The organism is Pantoea sp. F_5 (genome assembly GCF_008631595.1).
Classification (GTDB): Bacteria; Pseudomonadota; Gammaproteobacteria; order Enterobacterales; family Enterobacteriaceae; genus Pantoea; species Pantoea gossypiicola.
In genome coordinates this window covers 55,627-71,703 of record NZ_VWUO01000008.1, presented here as the reverse complement: position 1 = coordinate 71,703, position 16,077 = coordinate 55,627, and the positions used below count along the sequence as shown (strand labels likewise).

The window sequence follows — 16,077 nt, the reverse complement described above, 5'->3', positions numbered from 1 at the left end:
AAACAATAATGCAAACCTCAACTCCGCTTGCACGCTATGAGCAGGCGCTGTCGCAGGGCGAATTCAGGCCCGATGACGTACAACGTGAAGCGATTACCCGTTTAGACGCGCTGCAGCAGGCGCTGGTTGCCCGGCAACAATCCGCCGCGCCTTCCTCATCCGGCCTGCTGGGTCGCCTCTCTAAATTGATTGGCAAAGAGAAAAACGAGACGATACAACCGGTACGCGGGCTCTATATGTGGGGCGGTGTTGGTCGCGGTAAGACCTGGGTTATGGATCTCTTTTTTCAGTCTATTCCTGGCGATCGCAAACTGCGTCTGCACTTCCACCGCTTTATGCTGCGGGTACACGAAGAACTTACGCAGCTTCAGGGCCAGAGCGATCCGTTGCTAATTGTGGCGGACAAATTCAAAGCCGAAACCGACATCCTCTGTTTTGATGAGTTTTTTGTCTCCGATATCACCGATGCCATGCTGCTGGGCACGCTAATGGAAGCGCTGTTTGAACGCGGTATTGCGCTGGTCGCCACCTCGAACATTCCGCCGGACGATCTCTATCGCAATGGTTTGCAACGCGCGCGCTTCCTGCCTGCGATTGAGCAGATAAAACGGCACTGTGATGTGATGAACGTGGATGCCGGTATCGACTACCGGTTACGCACGCTGACCTCCGCACATCTGTGGAACTTCCCGCTCAACGCAGAGACGCATGCCGAGATGGGCCGGATGTTCAAAGCATTGTCAGGAAGTCAGCCTGAAGCGGCACCGGTTCTGGAAATTAATCATCGCCAGATGCCGACGCTGGGCGTCAGCGAAGGCGTACTGGCGATTAATTTCACGACCCTGTGTGGAGAGGGCCGCAGCCAGCATGACTACATTGCGCTGTCGCGCCGTTTTCACAGCGTGCTGCTCTATGACGTGCCGGTGATGATCTACAAAACCGAAGATCAGGCGCGCCGTTTCCTGGCGCTGGTCGATGAGTTCTATGAACGTCATGTGAAGCTAGTGGTCGCGGCGGAAACGTCACTGACCGAGATTTATCAGGGCACGCGACTGAAATTTGAATACCAGCGCTGTTTATCGCGACTTCAGGAGATGCAGAGCGAAGAGTATCTGCGCTTACCGCACCTGCCGTGAGAATAAACAGGATAAATACCGAAATAGGGTTCGATTTTTGTAACCGACTTCTCTATAATCTTGCGACCCCACGTTACAGCAAAGGATTTTTTTCCCAAATCCTCTGTGTTCCAGTAACTCTATCCGAAGGGGTGGCTTGCTGGTCAAAATGGTCGTGTGAGCCTCATTCGTTTACTTAAGCGTTTGGGATTTCACCAACGTGTAACTTAATTTGGGTAAGCTTTTCGATGAAAACTTTTACAGCTAAACCAGAAACCGTCCAACGTGACTGGTTTGTAGTTGACGCAACGGGCAAAACTTTGGGTCGCCTGGCGACTGAACTGGCGCGCCGTCTGCGTGGTAAGCATAAAGCGGAATACACTCCGCACGTTGATACGGGTGATTACATCATCGTTCTGAACGCAGAAAAAGTTGCTGTAACCGGCAACAAGCGTACTGACAAGATCTACTATCACCACACTGGCCACATCGGTGGTATCAAACAGGCGACCTTTGAAGAGATGATTGCTCGCCGTCCTGAGCGTGTGATTGAGATCGCGGTTAAAGGCATGCTGCCGAAGGGCCCGCTGGGTCGTGCTATGTACCGTAAACTGAAAGTTTACGCAGGCAACGAGCACAACCATGCGGCACAGCAACCGCAAGTTCTTGACATTTAATCGGGATTAAAGGCAATGGCTGAAACTCAAAACTACGGCACTGGTCGCCGCAAAAGCTCTACCGCTCGCGTATTCATTAAGCCGGGTAGCGGTAACATCGTTATTAACCAACGTTCTCTGGAACAGTACTTCGGTCGCGAAACTGCCCGCATGGTCGTTCGTCAGCCGCTGGAACTGCTGGATCTGGTTGGTAAATTCGATCTCTATGTCACTGTTAAAGGTGGCGGTATTTCTGGTCAGGCTGGTGCGATCCGTCACGGTATCACCCGCGCTCTGATGGAATACGACGAATCACTGCGTGGCGAACTGCGTAAAGCAGGCTTCGTTACCCGTGATGCGCGTCAGGTTGAACGTAAGAAAGTCGGCCTGCGTAAAGCACGTCGTCGTCCTCAGTTCTCCAAGCGTTAATTGTTTGCAGCTCCGGCTGTGGCAATTGGCTCAAAAAACCCGCTTCGGCGGGTTTTTTATTTTCTCTCCTCCCACGACTTCCCCGCGAAAACCGTAACGTCGCGCTCAATTTACCTGCAAAGATTCATTACTCGCCCACAAGCAGCCTAAAATCTGGTAAACTCTGTGTCACTTTGCGCCCGCAGGCCGGTGCGTTATGCGCCTTCCCACTGTCGGGGCGTCAGTATCTGTGACGCGGCTAACCAGGTTGCGTGCGAGTTCGATAAGCTGGTGAATCGCCGTGTGGTTGGCTATTCGCAGTATCTTTTTGTGAACAAACTTGGAGGTTTTCATGGCTGTCGCTGCCAACAAACGTTCGGTAATGACGCTGTTTTCTGGTCCTACTGACATTTTCAGCCATCAGGTTCGTATCGTCCTGGCGGAGAAGGGTGTCAGCGTAGAGATCGAGCAGGTCGAAATGGATAACCTGCCGCAGGATCTGATTGACCTCAATCCGTATCGCACGGTACCAACGCTGGTAGATCGTGAGCTGACGCTGTATGAATCACGCATCATCATGGAATATCTGGATGAGCGCTTTCCGCATCCTCCACTGATGCCGGTTTATCCGGTTGCCCGTGGTGACAGCCGCCTGATGATGCATCGTATCGAGCAGGACTGGTACAGCCTGATGCGGAAGGTCGAGAACAGCACGGGTCAGGAAGCCGAAGCCGCACGCAAGCAACTGCGTGAAGAGCTGCTGGCCATCGCGCCACTGTTTGGCCGTACGCCTTACTTTATGAGTGAAGAGTTCAGTCTGGTCGATTGCTACCTGGCACCGCTGTTATGGCGTCTGCCTTCTATGGGCATCGATCTCATCGGCTCGGGTTCAAAAGAGCTGAAAGGTTACATGAACCGCGTATTTGAGCGTGACTCTTTCCTTGCTTCATTAACTGAAGCTGAACGTGAAATGCGCCTGCAAGCCCGGGCTTAACGTATGGAAATGTCGCAACTTACTGCACGTCGTCCCTATCTGCTGCGCGCCTTCTATGACTGGTTGCTCGACAACCAGCTGACGCCGCATCTGGTGGTCGACATTAATCTGCCGGGTGTGCAGGTGCCGCTGGAGTATGCGCGTGATGGTCAGATTGTCCTGAACATTGCGCCACGCGCTGTCGGTAACCTCGACCTGGCCAATGATCAGGTGTCGTTCAACGCCCGCTTTGGTGGCGTTCCTCGCCAGGTTAGCGTGCCGATGGCGGCGATTCTGGCGATCTATGCACGTGAAAACGGTGCCGGCACGATGTTTGAACCGGAACCGGCTTACGAGCTGGGTATGCAGGAGGCATCAGAGGGTCAGGAAGAGACCATGATGTCAGTGATTGATGGCGATCGTCCTGACGACGCCAGCGATGACGAGACACCGCCTGATGACGATCCACCGCCACGTGGCGGACGGCCTTCACTGCGCGTCGTGAAATAGCCGTGACATAACAGCGAATACCCGCCCATCCGGCGGGTATTTTTTTGCCTGTCAGCCATAAAAAAATCCGGCTGCCTGCGCAAGCCGGATTTTTCAGCAGACCTTCGCGATTAGTAGACGTCGCGCAGGTAGCGTTTCTCTTTCTTCAGCTGATCGACGTAGTCCGCAGCACGCTCGGTAGAGAGACCACCAAACTGACGAACCACTTCATACAGCGCATTATCCACATCCTTCGCCATACGTGAGGCATCGCCACAGACGTAGAAGTACGCCCCTTCCTGCAGCCACGCATAAAGCTCTGCGCCCTGTTCCAGCATCCGGCTCTGTACGTAGATTTTCTTCTCCTGATCGCGCGAGAACGCCAGATCCAGACGCGTCAGCAAGCCGTTATCCCGCCAGGCAAGTAATTCATCCTGATAGATAAAGTCATGTTCCTGATGCTGATCGCCGAAGAACAGCCAGTTTTTCCCCTGCGCGCCGGTTGCCTGGCGCTCCTGCAGGAAGGCACGGAATGGTGCGATACCGGTGCCCGGTCCCACCATGATCAGCGGTGCGCTGTTGTTAGCAGGCACGCGGAACGATTTATTGGGTGAGATAAAGATAGCGGGCTTCTCACCCCGACGCACGCGCTCGGCCAGATAGGTCGAGCAGACGCCACCGCGATTACGGCCGCCACTGTGATAACGCACCGAGGCAACGGTCAGGTGCACCTGGTTAGGGTGTGCTTTAGAGCTGGATGAAATAGAGTAAGCACGATGCTGCAGCGGGCGCAGCAGGGCAACAAACTCAGGCACCGCCAGCGTGCGCGTCAGCTCAAGCTGCAGCAGATCAAGGGTATCTTTGCCCCACAGCCAGACGCCCAGTGCATCTTTATCATCATGCTGTAAGACATGACGCAATTCCTGATTGGTCGTGTTCTGTCCAACCCATTCGATTAACTTGCGTGACGGCTCAGAGATTTCGAACTGATAGGTCAGCAGGTCGCCGAGGCTGCGGTCAAAGCCAGGCACTGGCGTCTGGTAATCAGCATTGAGCTGCGTCAGCAGAAGGCTGACCAGTGACGGCTCATTGACCGGAATCACGCCCAGCGCATCGCCTGCTTCATACTTCAGGCCGCTATCCGACAGGTCGAATTCGAAATGACGAATATCTTTGGCTGACAGCTCACCTGACAAACGCTTGTTGGTGATTAGCGCGGCAGCATACGGATTCGATTTGTTGCTGCCCGGGATGACCGGTGCTTCAGGCGCACTCTCCAGCACAGTGCCGCTGCTGCCCGCGCTGGCCGCAAACTGTGGCATTGAGCTGTTCAGCCATTCGCTGGACGGCTCTTCATAGTCGATATCGCAGTCAATACGATCCACCACGCGTTTCGCACCCAACTGCTCAAGGCGCATATCAATGAACTTGCCCGCCTGGCAGAAGCCATCGTAGCCGGTATCGCCAATCGCCAGCACGGCGAAATGCATCTGCTCCAGACGCGGTGCGGTACTGGCAGAGATCGCATCCCAGAACAGCTGTGCGTTGTCCGGCATTTCACCTTCGCCATAGGTCGAGGTGACAATCAGCACATGGCGCATGGTGGCAAATACGTCAAGATCGACATCGCCCAGCGCCTGCACCACGGGCACCAGCCCTTTCGCACGGGCAGATTTCGCTGCGGTCTGCGCCAGTGCTTCGGCGTTGCCGGTCTGTGAGCCGTACAGAATGTGCAGTTGCGTGGTCGCGGCTGCGCCTGTACCCGCGGCGGGTTGCTGTTTGTCTTCTAATACCAGCAGACGGGAGTGAAGCCCCGCAAGAAAGCCAGCCAGCCAGTATTTCTGATCGCCATTAAAAGGTGCATCTTCTGGAATATAAGGAATTTTCATGGGTACTTTTACTCAATCCCGTTCTCGCCCGATATCAGTGGCGTTCTCCGGTCTGAAAGCAGTTCCGCCTCCCCGCGCCGCAGCATGTGCAGCAGGGGAGAGCGGTTCTGCCTCTGTCCGGTACAACGATTAATCCGGGCAATGATCAATTAATAATATTCAGTTCAGCCTGATCAGTATCACTGTCAGGAGAGTTTACCCACCGCAGCGGCGATTTCCGGCAATGCCGCACGTGCAAACAGCTCTTCAAAGTCAGGCAGGCGGCCCAGCACTTCCCGATTACAGGCATCCTGATACATGATCCAGCCATAGGTCGCCAGACTGTCCATGGAGCGGATGTTACGTTGCGTCAGTGCCGCTTTGTAATCTGACATACGTTTAGTACCAATCAGACTCGCCAGTTCGTCATCGCTGTAACTCTCGATGGCGGAACGGGCATGACGTTGCAGCTTGCTGATCAGCGAAAAGTCTTCCGTCATTAGCAGATTACGCACCGCTTTTTCCACCGCGGCATCTTCAACCGGCGTGCCTTTCGGCAATTTAGCCAGTGCCAGTTGCTGAGCAAAGCTCAGCACGGTGTAGTTGTTCAGCAGGACAAACATCTCCTGCGTATCGGTCGCGCCATAGGCCGGGACGGCACCATTGGCGATGGTTTTACCCTGACGCCACGCGGCTTTGAATTTCGCTACCTGATGGCCGGCCAGCGCCGTTGACAGCTCTTCGAGCAGATCTTTGCGACTTCTGGCTTTGAGGATCTCGCCGCCATCCTGATAGAGCAGCAGCGAACGCGGCATCACGTAAACAAAGTGGTGGCACTCTGTTTCCCAGTTCTCCAGCAGCCAGGCAGCACGCGGTGACTGGGTCGCCTCCAGGTGCCAGTTCAGCATGGTCAGCACGGCCTGTTTGTGCACCTGCGCCATCTCATCCTGATCGGCAATCGATCCGAACCGCACTGAATCACCTGCGGCGTGGCTGGCCAGCGATCCATACGGATCGTACTGGTAAGCAAAGCCGCCGCTCATGCCGTTGCCAAATCCTTTACCAAAGGTGCCCAGGTTAAGAATGGCACCGTTAGTCATGTATTCGCAGCAGAAGTCACCGACGCCTTCAACCACGGCCGTTGCGCCGGAGTTACGCACCGCGAAGCGGTCACCGGCCTGACCCTGCACGAACAGACGTCCGCCGGTCGCGCCAAACAGCGCAAAGTTACCAATCAGCACGTTGCCATCGCCATCCTGCGCGCCGCCGCCCGGCGACATGACAATCAGCTCACCGCCACACTGTCCCTTGCCGACGCCATCATTGCAGGTGCCGTAGTGGGCCAGCTGCATGCCATCGTTGCAGAACGCGCCAAATGACTGACCAGCAGAACCGGTGGTGGAAATTTTTACGCTCTCAGGGGCCAGATAACGGCGGCCGCGATCGTCGGTCATCACCGCAGGCATCGCCTGCAACTGCGCCACACTCAGTTCATGGTTCAGCATGCGTTCAATGTCGATCGCTAACTGGCCGCCCACACTTTTGTTGCGGTTGTTCAGAACGATGCCGTTGCCCAGTGCGACGTCAGGATTTCCCTGCTCTACCAGCGACAGCTTCAGCTGCTCAATCCAGCCATCATCCAGCTCAAAGTCCTTCTCCAGATAGACGGGCTTGTCGATCTTCAGCTCTGGCACCACGGTCAGCATGGCGCGTAAGTCGAGTTTGCCCACTTCCAGCGGGTGATCCATCAGGTGCAGCAGGTCGGCCCGGCCACGCGCCTCACGCAGGGAACGCAGGCCCATACGTGCCAGAATCTCACGCACTTCATGCGCTACGTTGAGGAAGTACTGCGCCAGCTGACGCGGATCGCCATCAAAGGCTTCGGCATTAGTGGTTAAACCAGCCGGGCACTTAACGTTGCAGTTTTTCGCCATCACGCATTTCAGCATCATCAGCGCTGTTGTACCGAACTCAAAACTGTCACCGCCCAGCAGAGCAGATTTCACCACGTCGCTGCCGGTCTGCTGCGCGCCAGAGCAGCGCAGCTGTACTTTATCGCGCAGGCCGTTTGCGCATAGCGCCTGATGGACTTCAGCGATGCCGATTTCCGCCACGCGTCCGGTATATTTCAGGCTGGTTACCGACGCCGCGCCGGTCCCGCCGGTGTTACCCGCGACGTTAATCACGTCTGCGCCCGCTTTAGCCACGCCAACCGCGATGGTGCCGATGCCTTCAGACGAGACCAGTTTAACGATAACGCGCACCCGCGCGGCTTTACAGTCGTGGATCAGCTGCGCCAGATCTTCGATGGAATAGGTGTCGTGATGCGGCGGCGGGGAGACCAGCTCAACGCCTGGCGTACCGCCACGGGCCGCAGCAATCTCGACGGTCACTTTGGCCGCCGGTAACTGACCACCTTCGCCAGGTTTCGCGCCCTGACCAATTTTGATCTCCAGCTCTTCCAGCATCGGATCCGCCAGATAGGCAGCCCAGACGCCGAAACGACCCGAAGCCAGCTGTTTGATACGCGAGGCGCGGATGGTGCCGTGACGGGAGTAATGCTCGCCACCTTCACCACAGTTACTCATGCCGCCGACCATGTTGGTGCCGTGTGCGACCGCTTCATGAGCCGGGGCGACCAGTGCACCGTGGCTCATTGCCCCGGAAGCAAAGGTACGGGTAATTTCACAGGCTGGCTGCACGTCGCTCAGCGGCAGTGAGGGCAGGGTGGTGAAAATACGAGACAGATAATCTGCCGCTTTACCGTATGCGGTTACCTTCAGTCCGCCCGTCACCACATCGCTGCTCTCGATTTCGTCGCCAAAGCGGGATTTCAGGGCGCGAGACAGGTTCTGCAGACGTTCGCTCTCTGGCTTCAGCCCCTCAATCGCATCGGTCAGACGCAGCATAAAGTGATTCAGGCTGCCATCCACTGCTTCACACACCATGCCACGAATAGCAAAGCCGTTGTTGGTCAGCGAGTAGCGTCCAAGCTTACGGCGGAACTCCGCTTCGCTGTCGATGTGGGTCAGGTCAGCCGGGAAGGTCAGGATGTCGCGCAGGGCCGCCGGGCGACGCTTACGCTCTTCATACATCAGGCTTGAGAACTGACGGTAATCGGCCGTAATCGCAAAGTTGTTGATCACATCATCCGGGATACGCTCGAAGCTGCTGTCTTTAAAGGTCTCTGGCTTAATGCCAAAGGCGTTATCCAGTTTTGCCAGCGTCATCAGACGAATGAAGTTGTCCTCTTCGCGCGCCTTGTCGGCAAAGCGAATCGGCTCTTCGGTCATGTCGATGAAGGTCCGCACGGCGATGGTGCCGTAGGAGTGACCCGCGCCTTCTGCACGCTCTTTGAACAGGCCCAGCAAGGGCACTTCAGATTCGCCCTGAATCTTCAGCGCGCTCTGATGCCAGTCAACGGCCATTGCCGCGATGGCTGCGAAGCCTGCGCCACCCACAGGGGTTTTGATATTCGGGAAATACTTTTTCAGAACCGGATCATCGGTGTTGAGGAAGTTAGGCTCAAAGAATTCGCCGCTGCTGTAACTCTCAACGGTACAGAGACCGACTTTGCCCATGGTTTTCATCAGGGCTTTTTCGGCGGCTTTGGCATAGCGCTTAAAGGCTTTGTTACCTTCTTCACCTTCACCAAATTTTTCCTCTGCACGCATCTGTACGCCCAGCGGATAGATAGCAGAAGCCCCGAAGCCGAGGGTGGCAGCTATGTGATGCGAGGAGATGCTCTGGCCGCTTTCCACCACCAGAGAAACATCCAGACGCAGACCTTCCTGCACCAGGCGCTGGTTGATGGCAGAAACCACCAGCAGCATCGGGATTGCGGCGTGCGTTGATGAGATATGGCGGTCGGTCAGAACGGCGATGCCGCCCTGCGTCCGGGCAAAATCCACCACCTGCTGCGCCAGGTCATCAATCGCTTTTTCCAGCGCATTCGCGTTCGCAGTGGTGCTCAGCAGATCTTTGCCGATGACCGGCTCATAGAGCATCTCAAAGCGGGCGTAAGGTGCGATGGTCTGCTCGCGCAAACGCAGCATATCAAGATGGCTGAGGATGGGGCTCGGTACCACGATCTGACGCCCCTTGCTGCGGCCCAGATGGGGTTTTGCGCCCAGCGCGACACGCAGCGTCATGCCATCCACTTCGCGGATTGAGTCCAGCGGTGGGTTGGTGACCTGAGCAAAGCGCTGAGAGAAGTAGTGCGCCATGCCGCCTTCATGATCGGATAAACCGTTAATGGCGTTGCCGTAACCCATTGCGGAGATTTTCTCTGCGCCGGTGTTCAGCATCGGGTCCATCATGAATTTGAAGCTTTCCTGGTTGTAGTAGTAAGCCACAAAGCGCTGATAGGTTTTCAGATCGCCGCGATAACGCAGCGGTGAACCCTGCTGTTCTGCCGGGATCTCAGGCAAATCGTCAAGACCGACACGCGCTTCACGCAGCAACGCTGAGTAATCTTTTTCCGCAGCCAGTTTTTCCAGCGCCTGCAGCGTGGTGTAGCTGCGTTTTTCACGATGATCGAAATAGAGCATGCCGCCCGCTTCGATACGGCCACGACGTAATACGCTTTCCGGTGGGAAGGCGATCTGACCGGCTTCCGACATCGCCCCAATATACTCAGCCGTTTCAACTGAACGCAGTGGACGCAGGCCAAGACGGTCAAGGCGGGCACCTATTACTTCGCCGTTGCCGAAGATTAATGCCGCCGGGCCGTCGTTCTTCTCTTCATAAAGAGAGAAATATTCCAGCATGTCACGCACTTCTGCTGGCAGTGAACTGTCGTTTTCCCAGGCGGGCGGCATCATTGAGACGACGGCGGTGATCAGGTCGAGGTTATCTTCCATCAGACGGCTGTGGATACTCTGATCCAGACGCGAGCTGTCAGACTGACCTTTCGGCCGCACGATTTTCTTGCCACGGGCCAGTGCCAGCGCGGACTCAGCGATGCGGTTTTTACGGTCCGTGTTCAGCTCACCGTTATGCGCCATCAGGCGGAACGGCTGGGCCATCGTGGTATGCGGATCGGTGTTGGTGGAGAAGCGGGTATGGAAAAACAGCCCGCGCACCTGATGATCGGGATCGGTCAAATCTTTGAAATAGGGGATCACTTCATTGGAGTTCAGACGGGCTTTAAACACCTGGGTGCGCGACGACAGCGACAGCGGATAGAGGCCACCAAATTCACTTTCGGTAAAGGCGCGGGCTTCAATCGTTAACAGGGCGCGGTAGATGCGTTGTTCGAAGTCGTTCTGGTCATTCACGTCCTGTGGCGCAGTGAAAATCCACTGCAGAATCGGTAACTGAAATTGTACGGCGGCCGGACGCGTCACGCTGCTGTCGAGCGGCATGTCACGCTTCATGATGACAGGCAGGCCAAAGCTGCTGAGTGTCTCATCTACCAGACGTTCAGCATTCGCGCGCAGCGCAGCATCTTTCGGCACAAAGAAGTTGCCGACGCCAAAGCGGCCTGCTTCCAGCGGCTGGCCGGTAATCTTGCGGAAGAAGTGCAGGGAAAGGTCAACGTTGACCCCCGCGCCGTCGCCAACGCCTTCCGCTGACATACCGCCACGATGTGGCACTGTGCACAGAGCGCTGTGCGCCATCTGCAGAATTTCGTGGGTCTGCTCGCCGTCCTTGCGCGTAATGAAACCTACACCACAGCTGTCACTGCCTGCTGTCGGATCATACAAGCCATAGGATTGAGGTTTTTTAGTGGACATTGAGGGTCTCCTTAACTGCTTTGACATTACCTGCACTGTTTCAGGGTCTGAGCGCAACGAGCGCTATCATTTTCATCGCCATGCTCTGTCGAGCGCGCGTCATAGCCCTGAGCATTTCTCTCCAGACATCGTTAAAACGTCCTTAATTGAGCTGCTCTCTGATTTCCGGTCTCTTAAAGGAGATGACTTAAACCGCGCGGGAGTCTTCTTGTTGCATAGATATGCCGAGACAATGGCCCGTCTGGAAAGCTTTCAGCGGATTTCCAACTTATCGGGAAAGCGTAATCAGGTCAAATAGGGCGGTCAGAGAAGGTTAACAGGCCTTTTATACGGGTAACTTTATGAATTAATAGGTTTTTAAGGTTTAAAATGTATCACTCTGTAGCCTGGTGATCGGCCCATAAATGTGAACTGACTCACTGTAGTGCAGGCGTCAGATCTCTGCACCATGCTGGTGACAGGGTGTTAGACAGCATTAAATGCTGTTCAGAACCGTTGATGCATAGCATGTATCTGTTTTTCTTATGTCCGGCTATTTGAATGAAACAGCGGTTGGTTATAAGAAAAATTAATCAGCACGAACGTGCTTAAAATATCATTTAAGTTGAATGAGTATGCAGGTAAACAAGGTGTGCCTGCGCAACGTGACGTTGCCAGGATATTGAAAAAAGGCCATACAGAGAAATCACGGATTCGCTGGCGGCATTACAGATTATTCATTTGGCACAATCAGTCAAGGGTTTTAGGCCCTTTGTCCTTAACGTCGCCGATCGGCTATGCGAATGCACCATAAAAGCGCACTTGATCCCGCATCTCCACGCGACGTGCCGGGACGTCAGCAATCTAACTGCGCTATTATGAGGCTGTTTCTCTTCCAGGGAGTTGTTATGAAACAAATTCGTCTGTTGGCGCAGTACTACGTTGATTTAATGGTCAAGCTTGGGCTGGTGAGGTTCTCGCTGCTGCTGGCATCTGCGCTGGTGGTGCTGGCGATGATTGTCCAGATGGCGGTTACGATGGTACTGCGGGGTCATGTTGAGAGCATTGACGTGGTGCGTTCGGTCTTCTTCGGGCTGCTGATTACACCCTGGGCGGTCTATTTTCTGTCGGTGGTGGTCGATCAGCTGGAGGAGTCGCGTCAACGTCTGGCACGGCTGGTAGATAAGCTGGAAGAGATGCGAACCCGCGACCTGGAACTGAACCAGCAGATGAAAGAGACCATCACGCAGCTGAATCAGGAGATCAGCGATCGTAAGAAGGCGGAGCTGGCTCGCGAACAAGTGATGGACAAGCTGCGTGAAGAGGTGACGCGTCGCGAGCAGGCACAGATTGAGCTGGAGCAGCAATCCTCTTTCCTGCGCTCATTCCTGGATGCGTCGCCTGACCTGGTTTTCTATCGCAACATTGATAAGCAGTTCTCCGGCTGTAACCGCGCGATGGAACTGCTGACTGGCAAAAGCGAAAAGCAGCTGATTGGCCTGACGCCACGCGATATCTACGATGATGAAGCGGCAACGAAGGTGCTGGAAACGGACGAGAAGGTGTTCCGTCATAACGTCTCGCTGACCTATGAACAGTGGCTGCAATATCCCGACGGGCGCAAAGCCTGTTTCGAGATCCGTAAAGTGCCTTATTACGACCGCGTCGGTAAGCGCAGCGGGCTGATGGGCTTTGGTCGCGATATAACGGAGCGTAAGCGCTATCAGGACGCGCTAGAGAACGCCAGCCGGGAAAAGACCACCTTTATCTCTACGATCAGCCACGAGCTTCGTACGCCGCTTAATGGCATTGTCGGCCTGAGTCGTATTCTGCTGGATACCGACCTTAACCAGGAACAGCTGAAATACCTGAAAACCATCCACGTCTCTGCCATCACGCTGGGCAACATCTTTAATGACGTGATTGAGGTGGACAAAATCGAGCGCCGCAAAGTACAGCTGGATAATCAACCCCTCGACTTCACCGGTTTCCTCGCCGATTTAGAAAATCTTTCCGGCCTGCTGGCCCAGCCAAAAGGGCTGAAGTTTGTACTCGCGCCGCAACTGCCGCTACCACATATGATTTCGACGGACGGAACGCGTCTGCGTCAGATTCTATGGAACCTGATTGGTAATGCCGTGAAGTTCACTCAGCAGGGCGAAATCGTAGTGCGGGTAGCCTATGAGCAGGACGAAACGCTGCGCTTTGAGGTGCAGGACTCCGGTATGGGTATTCGTCAGGAGGAGCAGGATAAGATCTTCGCGATGTACTATCAGGTCAAAGATCAGCATGGCGGTAAACCGGCGACCGGCACCGGCATCGGGCTGGCGGTTTCACGTCGTCTGGCGCAGGCAATGGGCGGTGACATCCGCGTACATAGCGCACCAGGACAGGGATCATGCTTCACGGTTGAGATCAAAGCGCCACGCATTGCTGAAGAGGTGGAAGATGAAGGCCTGGACGACAGCCTGCCACTCCCTGCGCTGCATGTGCTGCTGGTGGAAGATATTGAGCTGAATGTGATTGTGGCACGCTCGGTGCTTGAGAAGCTGGGTTGCAGCGTCGAGGTCGCGATGACCGGCAGCGAAGCGCTGGCGATGTTCGACCCGCTGGAGTTTGATCTGGTGCTGCTGGATATTCAACTGCCCGATATGACCGGACTGGATGTCTCGCGTGCGATTCGCCAGCAGTATCAGGGAACGCATCTGCCACCGCTGGTTGCGCTGACCGCCAACGTGCTTAAAGACAAAAAAGAGTATTTCGATGCGGGAATGGATGATGTCCTGAGCAAACCGCTGGCAGTACCGGCGCTGACCGCGATGATTAAAAAGTACTGGGATTATCAGGCAGATTCGGAAGAGGAAACCACAGATGCCAGCGATGACAAAACCCGGATGCTGCTGGATGTGGCGATGCTCGAACAGTATATCGAGCTGGTTGGTCCGGCCCTGATTACCCAAAGTCTGACGATGTTTGAAAAGATGATGCCGGACTATCTTGCTGTACTGGAATCGAATCTGATGGCGCGCGATCAGAAAGGCATTGCTGAAGAGGGGCACAAGATTAAAGGGGCGGCGGGTTCGGTCGGGCTGCAGCGTTTGCAGATGCTGGCGAAACAGATCCAGAGTCCTGAATTACCGGCGTGGTGGGACAACGTTGTTGAATGGATTGACGAGCTGAAGCATGAGTGGCGACACGATGTGCAGGTATTGCGCGACTGGGTGGCAGAGCAGGATCAGTCATATGCCGGAAAAAAATGACCCCAGCCGAGGCCGGGGTGCGCGAATACTGCGCCAACACCAGGGAAAATGTTGCGACCGCTATGATTTGAATAATTAATGCAGCCGCAGGGTATTGGTTAACACTGTCATCACCTTAGCAAATTCATCTTCTCATGCGAAAAGATTCATTAAAATTTGTGATATTGAGCAGCGTTTAAATACAGAAAACATTAATTTGGCAACACAGTCAAGCAAGGAATCATTTTCTCTGCTGCATTGCTGATATTTTAATCAAATTTGTGGTTTTTGGTGTGGTTTTGACGCTGCTCAGCTGCAAAGCAAAGGTTGAGCGGCAGTAAATTAAGCTGGCATTAACATCTGCCTCCTGAGGCAGGCTAACGCGCTGATATTGCAAGTGACCGCCCTGAAATGACACGAATTATCCAAAACGATTTGGAATGATAAAAAAGAATCTAAAACTTTGGCCCTTCATTGCGCTGACATCATTGTGCTTACCGAAAGTAACCAGGGCCATAACAACGATGAGTGACGCTCTTAAACGCTGTTTATTTATACGTTATAAGCATGGTTCTGTTTAAGCTTTGGGCAGTCCATCATTCATAAAAAAATAATAGTTAAGTATGTTGAATGATTTAAACCAGCGCTTATTTCCCATTATTAAGTGTTTATCTGGAAAGATGCTAAGCAGTGGCAATGAATGGAACCGATTCCTTTTTTCCGGAAGTCCTTGAACTATTTCGAACTGTTGCAGCATTTTGATGCAAAATGATTGAATAAAGTCTGGAAACCGCGATGAGGTTTCCAGCGAAATTTGTGAAAAAGCTGCTTTTCTGGCAGTGATTACATGAGTGATTGATTAACGTCTGAAACAAGTGTGGGAAGATTGCATGAACAAGCATAAAGAAAGCGTCGGACAGCGTATCAGACGTATTATTGGCCGTATCCTGCTGGTGTGGCTGGGCGTATGGCTGGCGGGAATATTACTCTTTTCGTTCTTACCGGTACCGTTTTCAGCGGTGATGGCTGAACGACAGATTGGTGCCTGGTTACACGGTGACTTTAGTTATGTCGCCCATTCTGACTGGGTCGGACATGATGAGATTTCGCCATGGATGGGGCTGGCCGTTATCGCCTCAGAAGATCAAAAGTTTCCGGACCACTGGGGGTTCGATGTCGCGGCCATTGAATCTGTACTGGATAACAGCGATAGCCGGATGCGTGGGGCGTCCACACTGTCACAACAGACAGCCAAGAATCTGTTTCTGTGGGATGGCCGCAGCTGGGTGCGCAAAGGTCTGGAAGCGGGGCTGACAGTTGGGATTGAGACAGTCTGGACGAAGCGACGTATTCTGACCGTCTATCTTAATATTGCAGAGTTCGGGCCGGGTATCTTTGGTGTTGAGGCAGCTTCACAGCGTTATTTCCACAAGCCAGCCAGCCGGCTTACTGCAGCCGATGCTGCTTTACTGGCGGCAGTTTTGCCTAATCCTATCCGCTATCGTGCTGCTGCACCTTCAGGCTATGTCAGAGAGCGGCAGCAGTGGATAATGCGTCAGATGCGCCAGCTTGGCGGGGAAGGCTTCCTGCAGCGTAACAAGCTCGACTAAGC

Annotated in this window: 9 protein-coding genes; 7 read left to right on the top strand and 2 right to left on the bottom strand. The window is 54.3% G+C overall.

Translation table 11 applies throughout. The features are described 5' to 3' along the window. Positions 1 to 8 precede the first annotated feature (8 nt). The 5 genes from zapE to sspB all read left to right on the top strand — a co-directional run bounded on the left by zapE (position 9) and on the right by sspB (position 3,662). A complete protein-coding gene (gene zapE, locus F3I44_RS12410; protein ID WP_150011861.1) occupies positions 9 to 1,136 on the top strand; it encodes a cell division protein ZapE in 1,128 nt (375 codons plus the stop codon). A 227-nt stretch (positions 1,137 to 1,363) separates the two neighbouring features. After that, positions 1,364 to 1,792 carry a 50S ribosomal protein L13 gene (gene rplM / locus F3I44_RS12405; protein ID WP_150011859.1) on the top strand — a complete coding sequence of 143 codons (429 nt, stop codon included), beginning with the start codon at positions 1,364 to 1,366 and terminating at the stop codon, positions 1,790 to 1,792. Positions 1,793 to 1,807: 15 nt separating this feature from the next. Continuing rightward, on the top strand, positions 1,808 to 2,200 hold the full coding sequence (gene rpsI / locus F3I44_RS12400) for a 30S ribosomal protein S9 (protein ID WP_008925401.1): 393 nt from the start codon (positions 1,808 to 1,810) through the stop codon (positions 2,198 to 2,200). A 331-nt stretch (positions 2,201 to 2,531) separates the two neighbouring features. Then, positions 2,532 to 3,173, top strand: a complete 642-nt coding sequence (sspA, locus tag F3I44_RS12395; protein WP_003851135.1) for a stringent starvation protein SspA — start codon at positions 2,532 to 2,534, stop codon at positions 3,171 to 3,173. Positions 3,174 to 3,176: 3 nt separating this feature from the next. Continuing rightward, entirely contained in the window at positions 3,177 to 3,662 is a 486-nt protein-coding gene (gene sspB / locus F3I44_RS12390; protein ID WP_150011857.1) for a ClpXP protease specificity-enhancing factor, read from the top strand. Positions 3,663 to 3,772: 110 nt separating this feature from the next. On the opposite strand, the gene F3I44_RS12385 is transcribed toward sspB, so the two are convergent. Together F3I44_RS12385 and F3I44_RS12380 are read right to left on the bottom strand one after the other, a co-directional pair. Beyond that, positions 3,773 to 5,530, bottom strand: a complete 1,758-nt coding sequence (locus F3I44_RS12385) for a sulfite reductase subunit alpha (protein ID WP_150011855.1) — start codon at positions 5,528 to 5,530, stop codon at positions 3,773 to 3,775. 185 nt (positions 5,531 to 5,715) lie between these two features. Beyond that, positions 5,716 to 11,247 carry a glutamate synthase-related protein gene (locus F3I44_RS12380; RefSeq protein WP_150011853.1) on the bottom strand — a complete coding sequence of 1,844 codons (5,532 nt, stop codon included), beginning with the start codon at positions 11,245 to 11,247 and terminating at the stop codon, positions 5,716 to 5,718. 887 nt (positions 11,248 to 12,134) lie between these two features. Here F3I44_RS12380 and arcB point away from each other — a divergent pair. Both arcB and mtgA read left to right on the top strand, forming a co-directional pair. Beyond that, a complete protein-coding gene (arcB, locus tag F3I44_RS12375) occupies positions 12,135 to 14,486 on the top strand; it encodes an aerobic respiration two-component sensor histidine kinase ArcB (protein WP_150019431.1) in 2,352 nt (783 codons plus the stop codon). 869 nt (positions 14,487 to 15,355) lie between these two features. Continuing rightward, positions 15,356 to 16,075 carry a monofunctional biosynthetic peptidoglycan transglycosylase gene (gene mtgA, locus F3I44_RS12370; RefSeq protein WP_150011849.1) on the top strand — a complete coding sequence of 240 codons (720 nt, stop codon included), beginning with the start codon at positions 15,356 to 15,358 and terminating at the stop codon, positions 16,073 to 16,075. The last annotated feature ends 2 nt before the right edge of the window (positions 16,076 to 16,077 follow it).

What these genes read in the sequence shown, in the direction of transcription:
- zapE (WP_150011861.1), top strand. Translation starts at nt 9, where the DNA reads ATGCAAACCTCAACTCCGCTTGCACGCTATGAGCAGGCGCTGTCGCAG.
- rplM (WP_150011859.1), top strand. Translation starts at nt 1,364, where the DNA reads ATGAAAACTTTTACAGCTAAACCAGAAACCGTCCAACGTGACTGGTTT.
- rpsI (WP_008925401.1), top strand. Translation starts at nt 1,808, where the DNA reads ATGGCTGAAACTCAAAACTACGGCACTGGTCGCCGCAAAAGCTCTACC.
- sspA (WP_003851135.1), top strand. Translation starts at nt 2,532, where the DNA reads ATGGCTGTCGCTGCCAACAAACGTTCGGTAATGACGCTGTTTTCTGGT.
- sspB (WP_150011857.1), top strand. Translation starts at nt 3,177, where the DNA reads ATGGAAATGTCGCAACTTACTGCACGTCGTCCCTATCTGCTGCGCGCC.
- F3I44_RS12385 (WP_150011855.1), bottom strand. Translation starts at nt 5,530, where the DNA reads ATGAAAATTCCTTATATTCCAGAAGATGCACCTTTTAATGGCGATCAG.
- F3I44_RS12380 (WP_150011853.1), bottom strand. Translation starts at nt 11,247, where the DNA reads ATGTCCACTAAAAAACCTCAATCCTATGGCTTGTATGATCCGACAGCA.
- arcB (WP_150019431.1), top strand. Translation starts at nt 12,135, where the DNA reads ATGAAACAAATTCGTCTGTTGGCGCAGTACTACGTTGATTTAATGGTC.
- mtgA (WP_150011849.1), top strand. Translation starts at nt 15,356, where the DNA reads ATGAACAAGCATAAAGAAAGCGTCGGACAGCGTATCAGACGTATTATT.